We start from the raw sequence: 17341 nt of genomic DNA, 5'->3' as shown, positions 1-17341 counted from the left end.
GTGCAGTTTTTTATATTTTAAAATAAAAATGTATGTGATAAGTTGTTAGTTGTAAGTTTATACATTGAAATAAATGAATGTCTTGAATTAGAAACGAACTACCAGAAAAATTTATGGATCACAATTGGATGAAATAGAAAGTGTTAATACCGCATAAAAATGAATGTAACGGGGACAATGACGACAAGGTAATTCATGAGATAAATTGAAATCACACAAATCTAATATGGTAGCGGAAAGAATTTATAAAAAATGACTTTGCAAAGAGGTTACGGCAATGCTATGATAAACGGTGTATAACTTGTAGCTAGATTTTTTATATGATCACGTACTGAGTTGGCTAATAGAGCCTTACACTGAATTAAATGAGGTGGATGCTGTGCTTGAGCAGGAAAAATGGAACGATTATGATGGCGCCTTCGATTCAAGAAATAAGGATCGTGGAGATTTAAAAGCAGAAATTCGTGAGTCGATGCAACAAGGCTATATGGAGATGGCGAAAATCAATTTAACAATTGCATCAGAAGCCTTTCTTGCTGAGGAGGAAGCGAACCATACGCTGACGCGTCTCGTTAGTGGGGTGTAGCCTTTGATAGTTAAACGCGGAGATGTATACTTTGCGGATCTGTCCCCTGTGGTTGGTTCTGAACAAGGTGGGGTCAGGCCTGTACTTATTATCCAGAATAATATTGGGAACCGATTTAGCCCAACTGTTATTGTCGCCGCCATTACGGCACAGATTCAAAAAGCAAAACTCCCTACACATGTGGAGATTAACGCAAGTAAGTATGGATTTGATCGTGATTCCGTTATTTTGCTTGAACAAGTACGAACGATTGATAAGCAGAGGTTAACTGATAAGATCACTCATCTTGACGATAAGATGATGCGGTCAGTAGACAAAGCATTAACGATTAGCCTAGGACTTATTGATTTTTAGGATTAAAGTATATATATAAAGATCCCGCCTAAAAAGCGGGCTTTTTGTTGTCACTACTCAAAAAATAGAGAAAATATCGCTTACGACCATAAATCTTTGCAACAGACGCCAACTCGTGAAATAATAACAATAAGGATATACAAGCGGAAGGAGTAGGCAAATGCAGTCTTATATTGTCTCATATCTTTTAGAAAATCGGACGAGACTCATAGATGAGTGGGGAAAGGAACTTTTGCAATTGCGTTCTGAGAACTATCTAAAGTCTGTTTCCGATGAGGCATTTGAGCGTATGAATAATGAATTTATGGAACTCATGGTTGAAACGGCAGATGAAAAAGGAGAGAATTTTGATTCGAAGTTGAACGACTATGTGCATCGTTACATTCAAAGTGGCGGTTCTTTAAATTACTTGTCCAAAGCGATGCATTTATTTCGACGTATTTGTCACAAACTGATTGTAGAGTCTCGTTTTGAATCAGAGGATTCATTAAACGTTTTATTTGAATTAAACGATTGGATAGATCATCGGGTAGATCGTATTGTAAATGATTATGCGAATACATGGGACTATACAGTTGAAATGCAAAAGTTATCTTTATTGGAATTATCAGCGCCTCTTATTCCTGTGTTTGAAGGGATTACGGTAATGCCCCTAATAGGAAGCATAGATACAACTAGGGCAAAATTAATAATGGAGAACCTACTTGAAGGTGTAATTGAACATCGTTCAAGAGTGGTTTTAATTGATATTACGGGAGTACCTGTTGTTGATACGATGGTAGCTCATCATATTATTGAAGCATCAGAGGCCGTTCGTCTCGTAGGAACAAAATGTATTTTAGTTGGTATAAGACCAGAGATTGCACAAACGATTGTGAATTTAGGTATAGACCTTACAAAATTTCCAACTAAAAGCACTTTGCGAAAAGGTGTCGTAACAGCATTGGAAATGATAGGGAAAAACCTAACGGATGTGTAACTGGAGGGAGAAACGAAAATGAGAATTCCAATCCTAAAGTTGAATCAGTATTTATTAATAAGTATACAAATTGAGTTGGATGACCAGACAGCTCTTCAGTTTCAAGAAGACTTGCTCGGGAAAATCCACGAAGAAGGTTCGACTGGCGTTGTTATTGATTTGACGAGTGTCGATATGATTGATTCGTTTATTGCAAAAGTGTTGGGAGATGTCGTTGACATGTCCAACCTAATGGGTGCGCGAGTTGTATTGACTGGGATACGCCCTGCCGTTGCCATTACTTTAATTGATATGGGAATAAAATTAGAGGGTGTATCGACAGCATTGGACCTTGAACAAGGACTCGCAAGTTTGCAACAGGAATTGGAGGGTTAGATATGGATAATACCCAATCCTGTGTAGAAGTAAACAATGAATGGGGAATAGTAGCCGCTAGACAAGCGGGGCGGGACCTTTCTAGACAAATTGGATTTGGTAATGTTGATCAGGCTCGTATTACGACAGCGATTTCCGAACTGGCACGCAATATCTATCTTTATGCTAACCGAGGGGAAATTCGTTTAGAGATTGTTGAATCCCCGTCAAATACAAGAGTGAAACAAGGGATACGTGTAATTGCATCAGATGAAGGCCCTGGGATTCAAAACATTAGGCAGGTTATGGTAGATGGTTTTACGACATCTAGTGGTCTAGGTGCTGGCCTTCCTGGTGTAAAACGACTCATGGATGAATTCACAATTGATTCTGAAGTGGGCGTTGGTACGACGATAACAGCAACGAAATGGACGCGTTAAAGGAGGACTGTGAATGCCTATTACAGACCATAAGTTAGAGTTGTCCTACAAACGTATTTTGAAGGAGTTCCTAGAAAACCAATCAGAGGAAAGCCTATATGAAGCTCAAAAAATAAGCAAATTTCTTCTGGAGCAAAAAATTTCTCCAGAAGAATTTGTTAGTACCCATTTTAAAATTCTTAATGAAGTTTTGCCCACTTTAGATAAAAAAGTTCAAGACTCGTTTGATTTATTACTAGAGGTAATGATGGGTTATGGATTAGCATATCAAGAGCATCAAATTTTAAGAAATCGCCAACAAGAACTTGAATCAGAAATTGATGTTGCGGCGAGTATGCAACAAACCCTACTTCCTCAAGATAAACCTAAAGCACAGTTTATAGATGTCGGGGTTATTTGTGTTCCTGCTAAAAAAATGAGCGGTGATTATTATCACTATGTCCACGATGACAACAAGGGACTAGGGATGGCGATTGCAGATATTATAGGAAAAGGTGTTCCGGCTGCTTTATGTATGTCTATGATTAAGTATGCAATGGATAGTTTACCGTCTGAACAGCAATTGAAACCTTCGTTGTTGCTTGAAAACTTAAATCGTGTAGTTGAGCAAAATGTTGACGATAGCATGTTTATTACAATGATGTATGGATACTATAACAGAACAACATCTGATTTCCATTATTCTGGTGCAGGTCATGAGCCAGGGTTCTTTTATCGTGCTGATGAAGATACATTTGAAGAATTAAGGGCGAAAGGGCTTGTATTAGGTGTTTCTCGAAAGACGACATATAAAGAATACATTCGTCATCTAGAAGTAGGGGACTTTGTCGTGCTTTTATCAGATGGAGTTACGGAATGCCGCATCGGTGATGAATTTATTGAACGTGAAGAAATTACAAACTTAATTCGTAAGTATATTCATTTGCCTGCGCAAGAAATCGTCGATAATGTTTATGAAGAGTTAATGAAATTGCAGGATTTTGTGCTTAGAGATGACTTTACATTGATTATTTTGCGAAGAAAGGTTTAGACACGGCTAGTAAGTGGTATGAAGTATAAATGGAAGTTAATTGCCTGAGGAGGAAACATAATATGAACCTTTCAATACGTTCAGAACAAGTGGACCGCACTTATCATATACATTTGGCAGGAGAAATTGATGCATATACTGCCCCCCAATTACGTGAATCGTTATTACCGTTAGCTGAAAAAGAAGATTATGAAATCAATATTCATCTTGATGATGTTGAGTATATTGATAGCACTGGACTAGGTGTGTTTGTAGGTGTCTTAAAGGCAACTGATGCGAATGGTAGTCATTTAACCTTACTTGGTATGTCTTCGAGGATTAAACGATTATTTACGATTACGGGCCTGGACGAAGTCATCACTATTAAGGGCGCTAAGGAGGGGCAGAATTAATGGAACAACATGATAGAATTCATTTAGAGCTGCCTGCAAAACCTGAATATGTGAGTATTGCGCGTTTGTCTGTATCTGGTATCGCTAATAGACTTGGGTTTTCGTACGATGATATTGAAGATATAAAGATTGCAGTAGCAGAGGCATGCACAAATGTTGTTGAACATGCATATTCAGAAGAGGGTTTTATTTCTTTAGCTTGTTATATTTATGAGGATCGAATCCAAATCATAATAGCTGACCAAGGAAAAAGTTTTGATATACATGAAGTTGAAAGTCGGTTAGGTCCAGTAGACGCCAAAAAGCCCGTTGGAGATTTGAAGGAAGGAGGGCTTGGGTTATTCCTCATTAGCACGTTGATGGATAAAGTCGAAATTAACGAAGATAACGGTGTAATGCTTGTCATGACAAAGTATCTATATGAGAGTGAGGTGGAGGAAAGTGTCGACGGAATCTCTTCCTTACAATCAGAACAAGGATGAAATTTACCATTGGATCGAAGAATACCAACGTACTGGCAATGAGGAAGTGCAAATACGCCTTGTTAAACATTTTGAGGCATTAGTCAGATCTTTATCACGTAAATTTTCAAAAGGCAGAGAGTATGATGAAGACTTGTTTCAAGTTGGAATGGTCGGTCTTCTTGCTGCTTTAAACAGATACAATGATGAATACGGTAGAAGTTTTGAATCATTTGCAGTGCCTACGATCGTTGGAGAAATTAAACGCTTTATTCGAGACAAAACATGGAGTGTCCATGTACCAAGGCGTATTAAGGAACTTGGGCCGAAAATAAAAAAAGCGGCAGATGCTTTGACCATTGAGCTTCAACGTTCTCCGCTTGTAAATGAAATTGCTGAATATCTTCAGGTCAGTGAGGAAGAAGTTTTAGAAACGATGGAAATGAGTAAGAGTTATCAAGCACTTTCTGTTAATCGCTCATTAGAAGCTGATCAAGAAGGCGGCGAAGTAACATTACTTGATTTAGTTGGAAATGAAGACAGAGGTTATGAGCAAGCTGATCAAAAGATGTTGATTGAGAAAGCATTTCAAGTTTTAAATGAACGTGAAAAAGAAATCTTACAATGTACGTATTATGAAAACCTTAGCCAAAAAGAAACAGGCGAAAAATTAGGTATTTCTCAAATGCATGTTTCAAGGCTACAACGACGTGCGCTACAAAAATTACGGGACTCTATTCGGATTGAACCAACGGAGATTTTTTAATGGTCACGTATTACAAAGATAATTATACAGATATTGCAGTGGTTCAACGCACAAAACCTGGAAATCTCGTGTGCGGGGATGCTCACATTGTGATGCAAATGGAGGAGTATTCTATTTGTGCCGTGGTTGATGGTTTAGGTAGTGGTAGGGGAGCTCATGAGTCAGCTGAAAAAGCAGTTCAAGCAATAAAAGAACATCATAAAGAAACAGCTGTAGAAATTCTTCAACGTTGTAATACATCGCTCTCAAATGAAAGAGGTGCGGTCATTACTTTGCTTCATATTGATTATGTGAATCGCTTGCTAACGTATACCAATTATGGGAACATCGGTTTTATTCTATATTACCCAGACGGCACAGTGGTTCAACCTATGCCAAAGCGTGGGTATCTTTGTGGCAGAAAACAAAAAATTGTGAGCGAACAGTATGAGTATAAAGCGGGTTCTACAATTGTGATGTATTCAGATGGTGTTGAAAAAGTACCATCAAAGCAATCGCTCATCACTCATTTTGATGATAGTGATGTGATTTCTGAAAAACTTTATAGTGTTAATGATGATGCGACTTTAATGGTTGGTAAATTAAAATAAGCACAATGGTCTTAGGAGACGGTGTGCTTATTTTTTATGTCACTTTATTTATGCTATGATGAAAAGAAGGATGGAGGATGGTTCATTATGGAAAAGTTAATACATTTAACAGTGCAGGAAACGGGTATTGAAAAAAAACAGGTTCAACAAGTCATCTCTCTTATTCAAGAAGGGAATACGGTGCCGTTTATTGCAAGGTATCGCAAAGAGCAAACGAGTGGACTAGACGAATTACAAATAAAAGAAATAAATGATACATACGAATATGCTAAAAACGTTCATCAGCGACAAGAAGAAGTGCTGCGACTTATCGATGAACAAGGGAAATTGACCGATGAACTAAGAGTTAAGATTAACTCGGCAAAAAAGTTACAGCAACTTGAAGATTTGTATAGACCCTATAAACAAAAGCGTCGAACGAGGGCAACAATCGCAAAAGAAAGAGGACTTGAACCGTTAGCGAAGTTGATCTTGTCTTTTCCAAACACTTTTAATCAATCGCAAGAATTATCTCCGTATGTGAATGAAGAAAATGAACTTCATAACGTTGAAGACGTTTTAGTAGGTGCTTGTGATATTATTGCAGAAACTGTCGCTGAAGATCCAGTTATACGGGAACGTTTACGAGAAAAAGCGATGAAGCAAGCTACGATTGAATCCGTGAAAAAAGCTGGGGCAGAAGACGAGAAAAGTGTTTTCGCGATGTACTATGAATTTGCAGAACCAATTGGGAAAATGGTTCCTCATCGGACATTGGCATTGAACAGAGGTGAGAAAGAACAGATACTGCGCGTAAACGTACGTTTTCAAGCAGACTCATTTATTGATCAAATCAAACGTTATTATATTAAGAAGCATGGTTCACCAGTAGTCACAATTGTAGAACGGGCAATAGTAGATGCCTTCTCTCGTTTGCTTGAACCATCATTAGAACGTGAAGTAAGGTCTTTTCTTACAGAAAAAGCAGAGGAACAAGCAATTACTATTTTTTCGGAGAACCTAAAACAATTGCTATTACAACCGCCGATGAAAGGTCAGGTTGTGCTTGGGATTGATCCAGCTTTCAGAACGGGATGTAAATGGGCGGTTGTTGATTCAACCGGTAAATCACTAGACGTTGGGGTTGTTTATCCAACAGCGCCACATAACAAGACAAAAGAAGCATCAGCTGTTATTATCGACCTTATAAAAAAATATAAGGTGCGAATGATCGCAATTGGAAACGGAACGGCTTCTAGAGAAACGGAACAATTTGTAGCAAACGTATTAAAGGAAATCACTGAAACAGTTTATTATGTTATTGTGAATGAGGCTGGAGCGAGTGTATACTCTGCATCTGATTTAGCGAGGAAAGAATTCCCGAACCTCCAAGTTGAGCAACGCAGTGCTATTTCTATTGCAAGACGGCTTCAAGATCCCTTAGCAGAATTGGTTAAAATAGACCCTAAATCAGTTGGTGTTGGCCAATATCAGCATGATGTGTCACAGAAGAAATTGAATGAATCTCTTGCATTTGTTGTAGAAACAGTAGTAAATCGTGTTGGTGTGAACGTCAATACAGCATCTCCTGCATTACTATCTCACGTTGCAGGACTAAATAAAGTTCAGGCGGCCAATATCGTTTCTCTACGTGAGGAGCAAGGAGCGTTTATTAGCAGAACTGAACTTAAGAAAGTCCCACGTTTAGGAGCAAAAACATATGAGCAATGCATAGGATTTTTGAGGATTCAAGATGGAAAAAATGCGTTGGATGCGACTGGAATTCATCCTGAAAGTTATGCTGATACGAAATCATTTTTGAAGCGAGTTGGAGCGTCATTAGATGAATTAGGATTGGATTCCTTAAAACAAAAAATGAATCGGGACCAAATAAACTTACTGGCTGATGAACTTGGAATTGGAAAATTGACGTTAAATGATATCATTGATGCTTTATTACGCCCAAATAGAGATCCAAGAGATGAAGTTGTTGCTCCTCAACTAAAGCAAGATATATTAAAGATGGAAGATTTGAAAGAGGGTATGGAACTTCAAGGGACTGTTCGTAATGTTGTAGATTTTGGTGCCTTTGTGGATATCGGTGTTAAACAAGATGGCTTAGTACATATTTCGAAGTTAACAGATCGTTTTGTGAAACACCCATTAGAAGTTGTATCGATTGGCGATATTGTAACGGTGTGGATTGATTCTATTGATTTAACTAAAGAGCGAGTTAGTTTATCAATGAAAAAGCCAGTTGTCGTTTAATATTTAAAGACAAGGAGGATGTAGCCTCTCTTGTCTTTTTTTATATAATGAAAAGCACTGCTTTTGAAAGGAACCTGTGCACCGTAAGTCATGATAAGTTATAATGTTTTTTGTTGAGAGATAGTGTGATTAGAGGTTGTTTTATAATAGAACCAGCATTGATTTAATACTTTAAGCTGGTGGCGGTTTTTATCGGCATATGCTTTTCGTAATTGTTTTTTTAACCATGTAGGCACAGTGATCGCTCCTTTCATTTTTAGGTAGTATATGCTTGGTGGTTTGTCACTGTTGAATGTTTTTTAAAGGGTGAGATAAATGACTAATCAACAACTGCAAGAATTAACGGAAGAGATCTCCAGTAAATATTTTAAGCGGCCATTTTTACATAAGGCCATTTTTAATAAACGACTGAGGACAACAGGGGGGAGATATTTGCTTCAGAGTCACAATATCGAATTAAACTATAGTCAGTATGAACAATTTGGAGAAGGTGAATTAATTGGTATTATTAAGCATGAACTATGTCATTACCATCTCCATCTAGAAGGTAAAGGATATCAACACCGTGATGCTGACTTCAAACAACTTTTAAAGCAAGTTAGAGCTCCAAGATTCTGTAGGTCTGTTTCACAAAATGTATCGACTTACGATTATCGTTGCAAAAAATGTGAACTTATTTACACTAGAAAAAGAAAAATAAACACGCAGAAATTCGTTTGTGGGAAGTGCAAGGGAAAACTTGAATTTTTATCAAATAAAGTCTTGCGTTGATCTATTTGCCTATGATATATTATAGGAGTCGCTAAGAGGGGACAAGAAATAATTACATATTCCACAGTAGCTCAGTGGTAGAGCTATCGGCTGTTAACCGATCGGTCGCAGGTTCGAATCCTGCCTGTGGAGCCATGGAGAAGTACCCAAGTGGCTGAAGGGGCTCCCCTGCTAAGGGAGTAGGTCGTGTAAGCGGCGCGAGGGTTCAAATCCCTCCTTCTCCGCCAGTTGCGGCCCGTTGGTCAAGTGGTTAAGACACCGCCCTTTCACGGCGGTATCACGGGTTCGAATCCCGTACGGGTCACCAATGATTTTTGAAAAGTTTACTTGGAGGATTAGCTCAGCTGGGAGAGCATCTGCCTTACAAGCAGAGGGTCGGCGGTTCGAGCCCGTCATCCTCCACCATAAAAATGGTCCGGTAGTTCAGTTGGTTAGAATGCCTGCCTGTCACGCAGGAGGTCGCGGGTTCGAGTCCCGTCCGGACCGCCATTTTTATTTTTTGAATATCCGCGCGGGTGTGGCGGAATTGGCAGACGCGCTAGACTTAGGATCTAGTGTCTTTATGACGTGGGGGTTCAAGTCCCTTCACCCGCACCATATTCGCGGTTGTGGCGGAATGGCAGACGCGCTAGGTTGAGGGCCTAGTGGGAGTTAAATCCCGTGGAAGTTCGAGTCTTCTCAACCGCATTAATCTATCATACAAAACCAAGGTTTTTAACCCTTGGTTTTTTTGTGTTTTATTAAAGAGTGAACGTGAAAGGACGATCTTTAGTAACTGAAAATGTATGTAGGAAGAGCAACGCGTTGTTTAAGACTTTTTATATTATTGGATGGCTACTAGTAGAATGCTAATAGTTAGTTGTGATGTTTCATGTTCAAGCATAGTTGCATAATTTAAGGTATTCCCTCTTATAGGAGGCAGTTATGTATAATCTTAATTGGCAAGCGCGTAATTGGGTCCCTTTCCAATATGAACTAAGACAATTTCCTGCGATAGATACATCGGAATTAAGTCAGTCTGTGCAACGGGCGCAATATTTATTACAGCAGAGTCAAATTCTTCTTACGCAATTAGGGAGGAACACTTTCGCTTATCAATTAATGGATGCGGCTCAAAAAAGCAATAAAGCTTTAGTGCAACGGCTTATCAATTCTATTCCTGGTTTAACAGTAGTAGCTGATATTCAATACTCTCCAACAGGTATTGTTTTTTTGTTGCAGTCACCCGGGATATCAGGTGCTGCGGACTGTTGTTCGTTGTCTATTGTTTTGAAATGGGGTTAGAATCATGCTTATCGTAATTAAACTATTCCAATTGATACTCGGTTAAATGAACAAATGAAAATCCTTGCTCTAATAATTGAGGAATTGCTCTTTTTACGCCTTCTGCTGTGCCACTGTTTGGTTGATTCATATGTAATAAGGTGATCGCTCTGGTCGTGCTCCGTTAATTAATGCTTTTTCTACTTGTTCGGCAGAAAATGTACCCCTGGCATCCCAAGAAGAGAATAATTGACTGCTTTTAAGTTTATATCAGTTAATATTTCAACAGAAACTTCATCAAAATATGCTGTACCAGAGCGAAACATTGTAAGGTACCTATCGGTAAGTTGAAAAATGAGCTCTTGATTAATCATAATCTCGTTAAGAACCGCTTCTGGAGAATGGCTTCCTTGAATGCCCCAGGCGCTTCTGCCGTTAATGGAAAGAGGTTTGTGTTCTGTCCCGTGGTTCTCTATTTGGAAAAGAGGATTGTTTGCGAGCTCAAGAAAAGTATCTTTATTTTCGTCTATCCATCGAGCATTGACAAATAATGTAGATGGTATTTCTTCATTATTGAGAAACTCAATTAGTTCGTAATCATAATTACTGCCAAAGGGACCTCCGCAAGCATCAAAAGTGAGTGCTAGAACTTTTTTAGCAGTTTTTAATTTTGTGTTAACGCCGGTGACAAATTCGCCCCATTCTGTTGGTTCTTTCTTATAAGAAGGTAAATCTATTTTATAGGGGTCATTTAACATAAACGAAGGAGTTTCCTTTGTATTTGGTAATACATTTTTGTTAGGTGACCATTCAAGGTAAAGATGAATTATTCTCAGAAGAAGTACAGGCAACAATAATTAAGCAACTAGTCAGTGCTAGGCTAAAGTTTTTGAGATGTTTCATTTTAGATACCTCCATGTTGTGAGGACATTATAATTGGGATTTAAGTTTACTGAAGCAATAAGTAATCTGTATAGTGCGTTACAAACTTAAAACTTGGATATCATATAAAGTGAAGAAGATAGCAAAATTCGTTATTATTTGATAGAATAGAGTGAGATTTCCGTTTACATTCTTTTTAATAAAAAAGTATTGCCCGTGCAAATATTATGTGCTATATTATTATTTGTCGTCAGCGAGATGTAAAAGCTGAATTAATCAATTAAGGCGCCCGTAGCTCAATTGGATAGAGTACTTGACTACGAATCAAGCGGTTAGAGGTTCGACTCCTCTCGGGCGCGCCATTATCGGGAAGTAGCTCAGCTTGGCAGAGCACTTGGTTTGGGACCAAGGGGTCGCAGGTTCAAATCCTGTCTTCCCGACCATTTCCTTTATAGATAGATTGCGGGTGTAGTTTAGTGGTAAAACCTCAGCCTTCCAAGCTGATGATGTGGGTTCGATTCCCATCACCCGCTCCAAATTATTCTAACATACATAGATAAGGGCCTGTAGCTCAGCTGGTTAGAGCGCACGCCTGATAAGCGTGAGGTCGGTGGTTCGAGTCCACTCAGGCCCACCAAAAAAAGTTGTTGACTTTTAAAATGGGTGTTGGTATGATAGAAAAGTCGCCAAGAGAGAATGGCGCAAACGAGTTCTTTGAAAACTGAACAAAAGCCAAGCGTAATAAAGAGATACAAGGTATCTCGTCAATGAAAGTCGTTGAATTTAAATTCAACGCGCTAGCAACATTTTGATGCTTAGGATCTTCGGTTAAGATCGCGACGTCCATGTCGCAACACCGAAGTCAACACATCCGTGTGTAAGTAAACACTTTAACGGAGAGTTTGATCCTGGCTCAGGACGAACGCTGGCGGCATGCCTAATACATGCAAGTCGAGCGGACAGAAGGGAGCTTGCTCCCGGAAGTCAGCGGCGGACGGGTGAGTAACACGTGGGCAACCTGCCCCTTAGACTGGGATAACTTCGGGAAACCGAAGCTAATACCGGATAACACTTTTTCCCTCCTGGGAGAAAGTTAAAAGATGGCCTTTGTGCTATCACTAAGGGATGGGCCTGCGGCGCATTAGCTAGTTGGTAAGGTAATGGCTTACCAAGGCGACGATGCGTAGCCGACCTGAGAGGGTGATCGGCCACACTGGGACTGAGACACGGCCCAGACTCCTACGGGAGGCAGCAGTAGGGAATCTTCCGCAATGGACGAAAGTCTGACGGAGCAATGCCGCGTGAGTGAGGAAGGCCTTCGGGTCGTAAAGCTCTGTTGTGAGGGAAGAACAAGTATCGGTTGAATAAGCCGGTACCTTGACGGTACCTCACCAGAAAGCCACGGCTAACTACGTGCCAGCAGCCGCGGTAATACGTAGGTGGCAAGCGTTGTCCGGAATTATTGGGCGTAAAGCGCGCGCAGGCGGCTTCTTAAGTCTGATGTGAAATCTCGGGGCTCAACCCCGAGCGGCCATTGGAAACTGGGAAGCTTGAGTGCAGAAGAGGAGAGTGGAATTCCACGTGTAGCGGTGAAATGCGTAGATATGTGGAGGAACACCAGTGGCGAAGGCGACTCTCTGGTCTGTAACTGACGCTGAGGCGCGAAAGCGTGGGGAGCAAACAGGATTAGATACCCTGGTAGTCCACGCCGTAAACGATGAGTGCTAGGTGTTAGGGGTTTCGATGCCCGTAGTGCCGAAGTAAACACATTAAGCACTCCGCCTGGGGAGTACGACCGCAAGGTTGAAACTCAAAGGAATTGACGGGGACCCGCACAAGCAGTGGAGCATGTGGTTTAATTCGAAGCAACGCGAAGAACCTTACCAGGTCTTGACATCCTTTGACCACTCTGGAGACAGAGCTTCCCCTTCGGGGGCAAAGTGACAGGTGGTGCATGGTTGTCGTCAGCTCGTGTCGTGAGATGTTGGGTTAAGTCCCGCAACGAGCGCAACCCTTGATCTTAGTTGCCAGCATTTAGTTGGGCACTCTAAGGTGACTGCCGGTGACAAACCGGAGGAAGGTGGGGACGACGTCAAATCATCATGCCCCTTATGACCTGGGCTACACACGTGCTACAATGGATGGTACAAAGGGTTGCGAAGCCGCGAGGTGAAGCCAATCCCATAAAGCCATTCTCAGTTCGGATTGTAGGCTGCAACTCGCCTACATGAAGCCGGAATTGCTAGTAATCGCGGATCAGCATGCCGCGGTGAATACGTTCCCGGGTCTTGTACACACCGCCCGTCACACCACGAGAGTTTGTAACACCCGAAGTCGGTGAGGTAACCTTTTGGAGCCAGCCGCCTAAGGTGGGACAAATGATTGGGGTGAAGTCGTAACAAGGTAGCCGTATCGGAAGGTGCGGCTGGATCACCTCCTTTCTATGGAGTATATTACTCTAGTCGACGAACAACTTCGGTTGTTTGGCGCTTTGGATCTTTTGTTCAGTTTTGAGAGGACTCAAAACTCTCTATTAATTAGATAACTATTCTCGTTAAAATGGGCCTGTAGCTCAGCTGGTTAGAGCGCACGCCTGATAAGCGTGAGGTCGGTGGTTCGAGTCCACTCAGGCCCACCATTTTAACTCGCACGATTCTTTTTTTGTGTGGAGAGGTATTCGCGAAGAGAAACAAACAAAAAACGCGATAGTCATTTAAAACGAAAATGGGGCCTTAGCTCAGCTGGGAGAGCGCCTGCTTTGCACGCAGGAGGTCAGCGGTTCGATCCCGCTAGGCTCCACCAATATTGATTTAACTCTTTTTTTGACAAAGAGAAGCAATTCGTTGCTTGTCTGTTGTTAAAATAGCCCGTTAAAGGCATGGAACCACGCTAAGAACGCCACGTCTTGTGGCAACGCCTGGTACCGACCTCCTGTGGGCAGGTTCTTTGAAAACTAAATCAAGAAACAACTCAAATAAGTTTTGTTCATCGGTTTTAAACTGTTTGAACGAGACGTCAAGAATTCTTGAGCAACCTTTATTGCTTAAACATGGTCGAGCGTATCGCACGCAGACACCATTTAGGATAAGTTAGAAAGGGCGCACGGTGGATGCCTTGGCACTAGGAGCCGACGAAGGACGCGACGAACAGCGATATGCTTCGGGGAGCTGTAAGTAAGCTTTGATCCGGAGATTTCCGAATGGGGGAACCCACCATCCGTAATGGGATGGTACTTGTATCTGAACACATAGGATGCATAGAGGCAGACCCGGGGAACTGAAACATCTAAGTACCCGGAGGAAGAGAAAGCAAATGCGATTTCCTAAGTAGCGGCGAGCGAAACGGAATCAGCCCAAACCAAGAGGCTTGCCTCTTGGGGTTGTAGGACACTCTATACGGAGTTACAAAGAAACGGAGTAGGTGAACTGTCTGGAAAGACAGGCCGAAGAAGGTAACAGCCCTGTAGCTGAAACTTCGTTTCCTCCAGAGTGGATCCTGAGTACGGCGGGACACGTGAAACCCCGTCGGAATCCGGGAGGACCATCTCCCAAGGCTAAATACTCCCTAGTGACCGATAGTGAACCAGTACCGTGAGGGAAAGGTGAAAAGCACCCCGGAAGGGGAGTGAAATAGATCCTGAAACCGTGTGCCTACAACTAGTCAGAGCCCGTTAATGGGTGATGGCGTGCCTTTTGTAGAATGAACCGGCGAGTTACGGTATCGTGCAAGGTTAAGCTGATAAGGCGGAGCCGCAGCGAAAGCGAGTCTGAATAGGGCGAGTGAGTACGATGCCGTAGACCCGAAACCGGGTGATCTACCCATGTCCAGGGTGAAGGTCGGGTAACACCGACTGGAGGCCCGAACCCACGCATGTTGAAAAATGCGGGGATGAGGTGTGGGTAGGGGTGAAATGCCAATCGAACTCGGAAATAGCTGGTTCTCCCCGAAATAGCTTTAGGGCTAGCCTCGAGTGATGAGTTTTGGAGGTAGAGCACTGATTGGACGAGGGGTCCCCACAGGATTACCGAATTCAGTCAAACTCCGAATGCCAAAAACTTTAACTCGGGAGTCAGACTGCGAGTGCTAAGATCCGTAGTCAAGAGGGAAACAGCCCAGACCATCAGCTAAGGTCCCAAAGTATACGTTAAGTGGAAAAGGATGTGGAGTTGCCCAGACAACCAGGATGTTGGCTTAGAAGCAGCCATCATTGAAAGAGTGCGTAATAGCTCACTGGTCGAGTGACTCTGCGCCGAAAATGTACCGGGGCTAAACGTATCACCGAAGCTATGGCAATTCCTTATGGAATTGGGTAGGGGAGCGTTCCAAGGACAGCGAAGCTAGATCGTGAGGACTAGTGGAGTGCTTGGAAGTGAGAATGCCGGTATGAGTAGCGAAAAGAGGGGTGAGAATCCCCTCCGTCGAAAGCCCAAGGTTTCCTGAGGAAGGCTCGTCCGCTCAGGGTCAGTCGGGACCTAAGCCGAGGCCGAAAGGCGTAGGCGATGGACAACAGGTTGATATTCCTGTACCACCCAGTATTTGTTTGAACGATGGGGGGACGCAGAAAGGTAGGGTGAGCGCGCCGCTGGCTGTGCGCGTCGAAGCATGCAAGGCTGGAACATAGGCAAATCCGTGTTCCGTTCGGCTGAGCTGTGACCGTGAAGGACCTTCGGGTCCGAAATCCCTGATCCTCCGCTGCCAAGAAAAGCCTCTAGTTAGAATACAGGTGCCCGTACCGCAAACCGACACAGGTAGGCGAGAAGAGAATTCTAAGACGCTCGGGAGAACTCTCGTTAAGGAACTCGGCAAAATGACCCCGTAACTTCGGGAGAAGGGGTGCTCTATTAAGGTGAATAGCCTGAGAGAGCCGCAGTGAATAGATCCAAGCGACTGTTTAGCAAAAACACAGGTCTCTGCCAAGCCGCAAGGCGAAGTATAGGGGCTGACACCTGCCCGGTGCTGGAAGGTTAAGAGGAGGGGTTATCCCGCAAGGGAGAAGCTCTGAATTGAAGCCCCAGTAAACGGCGGCCGTAACTATAACGGTCCTAAGGTAGCGAAATTCCTTGTCGGGTAAGTTCCGACCCGCACGAATGGTGCAACGACTTGGATACTGTCTCAACGAGAGACCCGGTGAAATTATAGTACCTGTGAAGATGCAGGTTACCCGCGACAGGACGGAAAGACCCCATGGAGCTTTACTGTAGCTTGATAGTGAGTGTTGGTACCATTTGTACAGGATAGGTAGGAGCCTTGGAAACCGGAGCGCTAGCTTCGGTGGAGGCGTTGGTGGGATACTACCCTGATGGTGCTGACATTCTAACCTCGACCCGTGATCCGGGTCAGGGACATTGTCAGGTGGGCAGTTTGACTGGGGCGGTCGCCTCCTAAACAGTAACGGAGGCGCCCAAAGGTTCCCTCAGAATGGTTGGAAATCATTCGTAGAGTGCAAAGGCATAAGGGAGCTTGACTGCGAGACCTACAAGTCGAGCAGGGACGAAAGTCGGGCTTAGTGATCCGGCGGTGCCGTATGGAAGGGCCGTCGCTCAACGGATAAAAGCTACCCTGGGGATAACAGGCTTATCTCCCCCAAGAGTCCACATCGACGGGGAGGTTTGGCACCTCGATGTCGGCTCGTCGCATCCTGGGGCTGAAGTAGGTCCCAAGGGTTGGGCTGTTCGCCCATTAAAGCGGCACGCGAGCTGGGTTCAGAACGTCGTGAGACAGTTCGGTCCCTATCCGTCGCGGGCGTAGGAAATTTGAGAGGAGCTGTCCTTAGTACGAGAGGACCGGGATGGACATACCGCTGGTGTACCAGTTGTTCCGCCAGGAGCATCGCTGGGTAGCTACGTATGGACGGGATAAGTGCTGAAAGCATCTAAGCATGAAGCCCCCCTCAAGATGAGATTTCCCATGGCGTAAGCCAGTAAGACCCCTTAGAGATGATGAGGTTGATAGGTCAGGAGTGGAAGTGTGGCGACACATGGAGCGGACTGATACTAATCGGTCGAGGGCTTATCCTAATTAATTCTTGAATTTGAGTGTGTTTCGGATTTAGTTTTGAAAGAATCCTTTCTTTCAATAAGGTTGATGGACACCACGCTAAGAACGCCACGTCCTGTGGCAACGCCTGGTACCCACATCCTGTGGGCAAAGAGAAGCAAGGAGTTCGAGGACAAAAGTGCTTGAAAGAAGGAGCGTACTTGCGTACGTGACTGATTGAAAGACACGC

At 42.9% G+C, this 17341-nt stretch carries 15 protein-coding genes, 13 tRNA genes and 2 rRNA genes; 28 read left to right on the top strand and 2 right to left on the bottom strand.

Features of this window, described 5'->3' with window-relative positions; all coding sequences use genetic code 11:
* Window positions 1-331: 331 nt before the first annotated feature.
* The 11 genes from BK584_RS09580 (at window position 332) to BK584_RS09530 (ending at window position 8199) form a co-directional block, all read left to right on the top strand.
* The gene (locus BK584_RS09580) at window positions 332-586 is read left to right on the top strand and encodes a hypothetical protein (protein WP_078392387.1); all 255 of its coding nucleotides are present in this window, start codon (window positions 332-334) and stop codon (window positions 584-586) included.
* 3 nt (window positions 587-589) lie between these two features.
* Window positions 590-940: a type II toxin-antitoxin system PemK/MazF family toxin gene (locus BK584_RS09575; RefSeq protein WP_011245664.1), complete on the top strand. Its 351-nt coding sequence runs from the start codon at window positions 590-592 to the stop codon at window positions 938-940.
* Window positions 941-1100: 160 nt separating this feature from the next.
* Window positions 1101-1919, top strand: coding sequence for an RsbT co-antagonist protein RsbRA (gene rsbRA, locus BK584_RS09570; protein WP_078392386.1), 819 nt, complete (start codon window positions 1101-1103; stop codon window positions 1917-1919).
* Between the two features lie 18 nt (window positions 1920-1937).
* Entirely contained in the window at window positions 1938-2294 is a 357-nt protein-coding gene (locus BK584_RS09565) for an STAS domain-containing protein (RefSeq protein ID WP_054704199.1), read from the top strand.
* A 2-nt stretch (window positions 2295-2296) separates the two neighbouring features.
* On the top strand, window positions 2297-2713 hold the full coding sequence (locus BK584_RS09560; RefSeq protein ID WP_054704201.1) for an anti-sigma regulatory factor: 417 nt from the start codon (window positions 2297-2299) through the stop codon (window positions 2711-2713).
* Window positions 2714-2726: 13 nt separating this feature from the next.
* A complete protein-coding gene (locus tag BK584_RS09555; RefSeq protein WP_078392385.1) occupies window positions 2727-3743 on the top strand; it encodes a PP2C family protein-serine/threonine phosphatase in 1017 nt (338 codons plus the stop codon).
* Between the two features lie 62 nt (window positions 3744-3805).
* Window positions 3806-4135, top strand: a complete 330-nt coding sequence (locus BK584_RS09550) for an anti-sigma factor antagonist (protein WP_078392384.1) — start codon at window positions 3806-3808, stop codon at window positions 4133-4135.
* Window positions 4135-4617, top strand: a complete 483-nt coding sequence (rsbW, locus tag BK584_RS09545; protein WP_078392383.1) for an anti-sigma B factor RsbW — start codon at window positions 4135-4137, stop codon at window positions 4615-4617. Before BK584_RS09550 ends, rsbW begins: the two co-directional genes overlap by 1 nt.
* On the top strand, window positions 4577-5362 hold the full coding sequence (sigB, locus tag BK584_RS09540) for an RNA polymerase sigma factor SigB (RefSeq protein ID WP_078392382.1): 786 nt from the start codon (window positions 4577-4579) through the stop codon (window positions 5360-5362). The genes rsbW and sigB overlap by 41 nt, the downstream gene beginning before the upstream one ends.
* A complete protein-coding gene (locus BK584_RS09535; RefSeq protein WP_078392381.1) occupies window positions 5362-5952 on the top strand; it encodes a PP2C family serine/threonine-protein phosphatase in 591 nt (196 codons plus the stop codon). The genes sigB and BK584_RS09535 overlap by 1 nt, the downstream gene beginning before the upstream one ends.
* 87 nt (window positions 5953-6039) lie before the next feature.
* Window positions 6040-8199, top strand: a complete 2160-nt coding sequence (locus BK584_RS09530; RefSeq protein ID WP_078395506.1) for a Tex family protein — start codon at window positions 6040-6042, stop codon at window positions 8197-8199.
* A 98-nt stretch (window positions 8200-8297) separates the two neighbouring features.
* On the opposite strand, the gene cmpA is transcribed toward BK584_RS09530, so the two are convergent.
* A complete protein-coding gene (gene cmpA / locus BK584_RS24130) occupies window positions 8298-8435 on the bottom strand; it encodes a cortex morphogenetic protein CmpA (RefSeq protein ID WP_139365641.1) in 138 nt (45 codons plus the stop codon).
* Between the two features lie 79 nt (window positions 8436-8514).
* Between cmpA and BK584_RS09525 the strand changes: the two genes are divergently transcribed.
* From BK584_RS09525 to BK584_RS09485, 9 genes are all read left to right on the top strand, one after another.
* Window positions 8515-8970 carry a SprT family protein gene (locus BK584_RS09525; RefSeq protein WP_078392380.1) on the top strand — a complete coding sequence of 152 codons (456 nt, stop codon included), beginning with the start codon at window positions 8515-8517 and terminating at the stop codon, window positions 8968-8970.
* Window positions 8971-9030: 60 nt separating this feature from the next.
* Window positions 9031-9105: transfer RNA gene (locus BK584_RS09520), tRNA-Asn, on the top strand.
* Between the two features lies 1 nt (window position 9106).
* Window positions 9107-9197: transfer RNA gene (locus BK584_RS09515), tRNA-Ser, on the top strand.
* A 5-nt stretch (window positions 9198-9202) separates the two neighbouring features.
* Window positions 9203-9277: transfer RNA gene (locus BK584_RS09510), tRNA-Glu, on the top strand.
* Window positions 9278-9299: 22 nt separating this feature from the next.
* Window positions 9300-9375, top strand: a tRNA-Val gene (locus BK584_RS09505).
* A gap of 7 nt (window positions 9376-9382) precedes the next feature.
* Window positions 9383-9459 (top strand) — tRNA-Asp (locus tag BK584_RS09500).
* 22 nt (window positions 9460-9481) lie between these two features.
* Window positions 9482-9567, top strand: a tRNA-Leu gene (locus BK584_RS09495).
* A gap of 5 nt (window positions 9568-9572) precedes the next feature.
* A tRNA-Leu gene (locus BK584_RS09490) sits at window positions 9573-9657 on the top strand.
* A 237-nt stretch (window positions 9658-9894) separates the two neighbouring features.
* Entirely contained in the window at window positions 9895-10254 is a 360-nt protein-coding gene (locus tag BK584_RS09485) for a YuzC family spore coat inner layer protein (protein WP_078392379.1), read from the top strand.
* 179 nt (window positions 10255-10433) lie between these two features.
* On the opposite strand, the gene BK584_RS09480 is transcribed toward BK584_RS09485, so the two are convergent.
* The gene (locus BK584_RS09480) at window positions 10434-11087 is read right to left on the bottom strand and encodes a polysaccharide deacetylase family protein (RefSeq protein ID WP_139365640.1); all 654 of its coding nucleotides are present in this window, start codon (window positions 11085-11087) and stop codon (window positions 10434-10436) included.
* A gap of 313 nt (window positions 11088-11400) precedes the next feature.
* On the opposite strand from BK584_RS09480, the gene BK584_RS09475 reads away from it, so the two are divergent.
* From BK584_RS09475 to BK584_RS09440, 8 genes are all read left to right on the top strand, one after another.
* Window positions 11401-11477 (top strand) — tRNA-Arg (locus BK584_RS09475).
* Between the two features lie 4 nt (window positions 11478-11481).
* Window positions 11482-11558, top strand: a tRNA-Pro gene (locus tag BK584_RS09470).
* A 19-nt stretch (window positions 11559-11577) separates the two neighbouring features.
* Window positions 11578-11651: transfer RNA gene (locus BK584_RS09465), tRNA-Gly, on the top strand.
* Between the two features lie 24 nt (window positions 11652-11675).
* Window positions 11676-11752: transfer RNA gene (locus BK584_RS09460), tRNA-Ile, on the top strand.
* A gap of 253 nt (window positions 11753-12005) precedes the next feature.
* A 16S ribosomal RNA gene (locus BK584_RS09455) occupies window positions 12006-13556 on the top strand.
* Window positions 13557-13676: 120 nt separating this feature from the next.
* A tRNA-Ile gene (locus BK584_RS09450) sits at window positions 13677-13753 on the top strand.
* 88 nt (window positions 13754-13841) lie between these two features.
* Window positions 13842-13917: transfer RNA gene (locus tag BK584_RS09445), tRNA-Ala, on the top strand.
* 280 nt (window positions 13918-14197) lie between these two features.
* Window positions 14198-17132, top strand: a 23S ribosomal RNA gene (locus BK584_RS09440).
* Together the 16S and 23S rRNA genes with 6 tRNA genes alongside form the textbook arrangement of a ribosomal RNA operon.
* Window positions 17133-17341: the final 209 nt, after the last annotated feature.

Source organism: Shouchella patagoniensis, assembly GCF_002019705.1.
Taxonomy (GTDB): domain Bacteria; phylum Bacillota; class Bacilli; order Bacillales; family Bacillaceae_D; genus Shouchella; species Shouchella patagoniensis.
The sequence above is the reverse complement of the archived record's forward strand: the minus strand, read 5'-3'. Positions and strand labels throughout refer to the sequence as shown.

Bases quoted from the DNA above. Each gene is read 5' to 3' on its own strand.
- rsbRA (WP_078392386.1), top strand. From the start codon at position 1,101: ATGCAGTCTTATATTGTCTCATATCTTTTAGAAAATCGGACGAGACTC.
- BK584_RS09565 (WP_054704199.1), top strand. From the start codon at position 1,938: ATGAGAATTCCAATCCTAAAGTTGAATCAGTATTTATTAATAAGTATA.
- BK584_RS09560 (WP_054704201.1), top strand. From the start codon at position 2,297: ATGGATAATACCCAATCCTGTGTAGAAGTAAACAATGAATGGGGAATA.
- BK584_RS09555 (WP_078392385.1), top strand. From the start codon at position 2,727: ATGCCTATTACAGACCATAAGTTAGAGTTGTCCTACAAACGTATTTTG.
- BK584_RS09550 (WP_078392384.1), top strand. From the start codon at position 3,806: ATGAACCTTTCAATACGTTCAGAACAAGTGGACCGCACTTATCATATA.
- rsbW (WP_078392383.1), top strand. From the start codon at position 4,135: ATGGAACAACATGATAGAATTCATTTAGAGCTGCCTGCAAAACCTGAA.
- BK584_RS09535 (WP_078392381.1), top strand. From the start codon at position 5,362: ATGGTCACGTATTACAAAGATAATTATACAGATATTGCAGTGGTTCAA.
- BK584_RS09530 (WP_078395506.1), top strand. From the start codon at position 6,040: ATGGAAAAGTTAATACATTTAACAGTGCAGGAAACGGGTATTGAAAAA.
- BK584_RS09525 (WP_078392380.1), top strand. From the start codon at position 8,515: ATGACTAATCAACAACTGCAAGAATTAACGGAAGAGATCTCCAGTAAA.
- BK584_RS09485 (WP_078392379.1), top strand. From the start codon at position 9,895: ATGTATAATCTTAATTGGCAAGCGCGTAATTGGGTCCCTTTCCAATAT.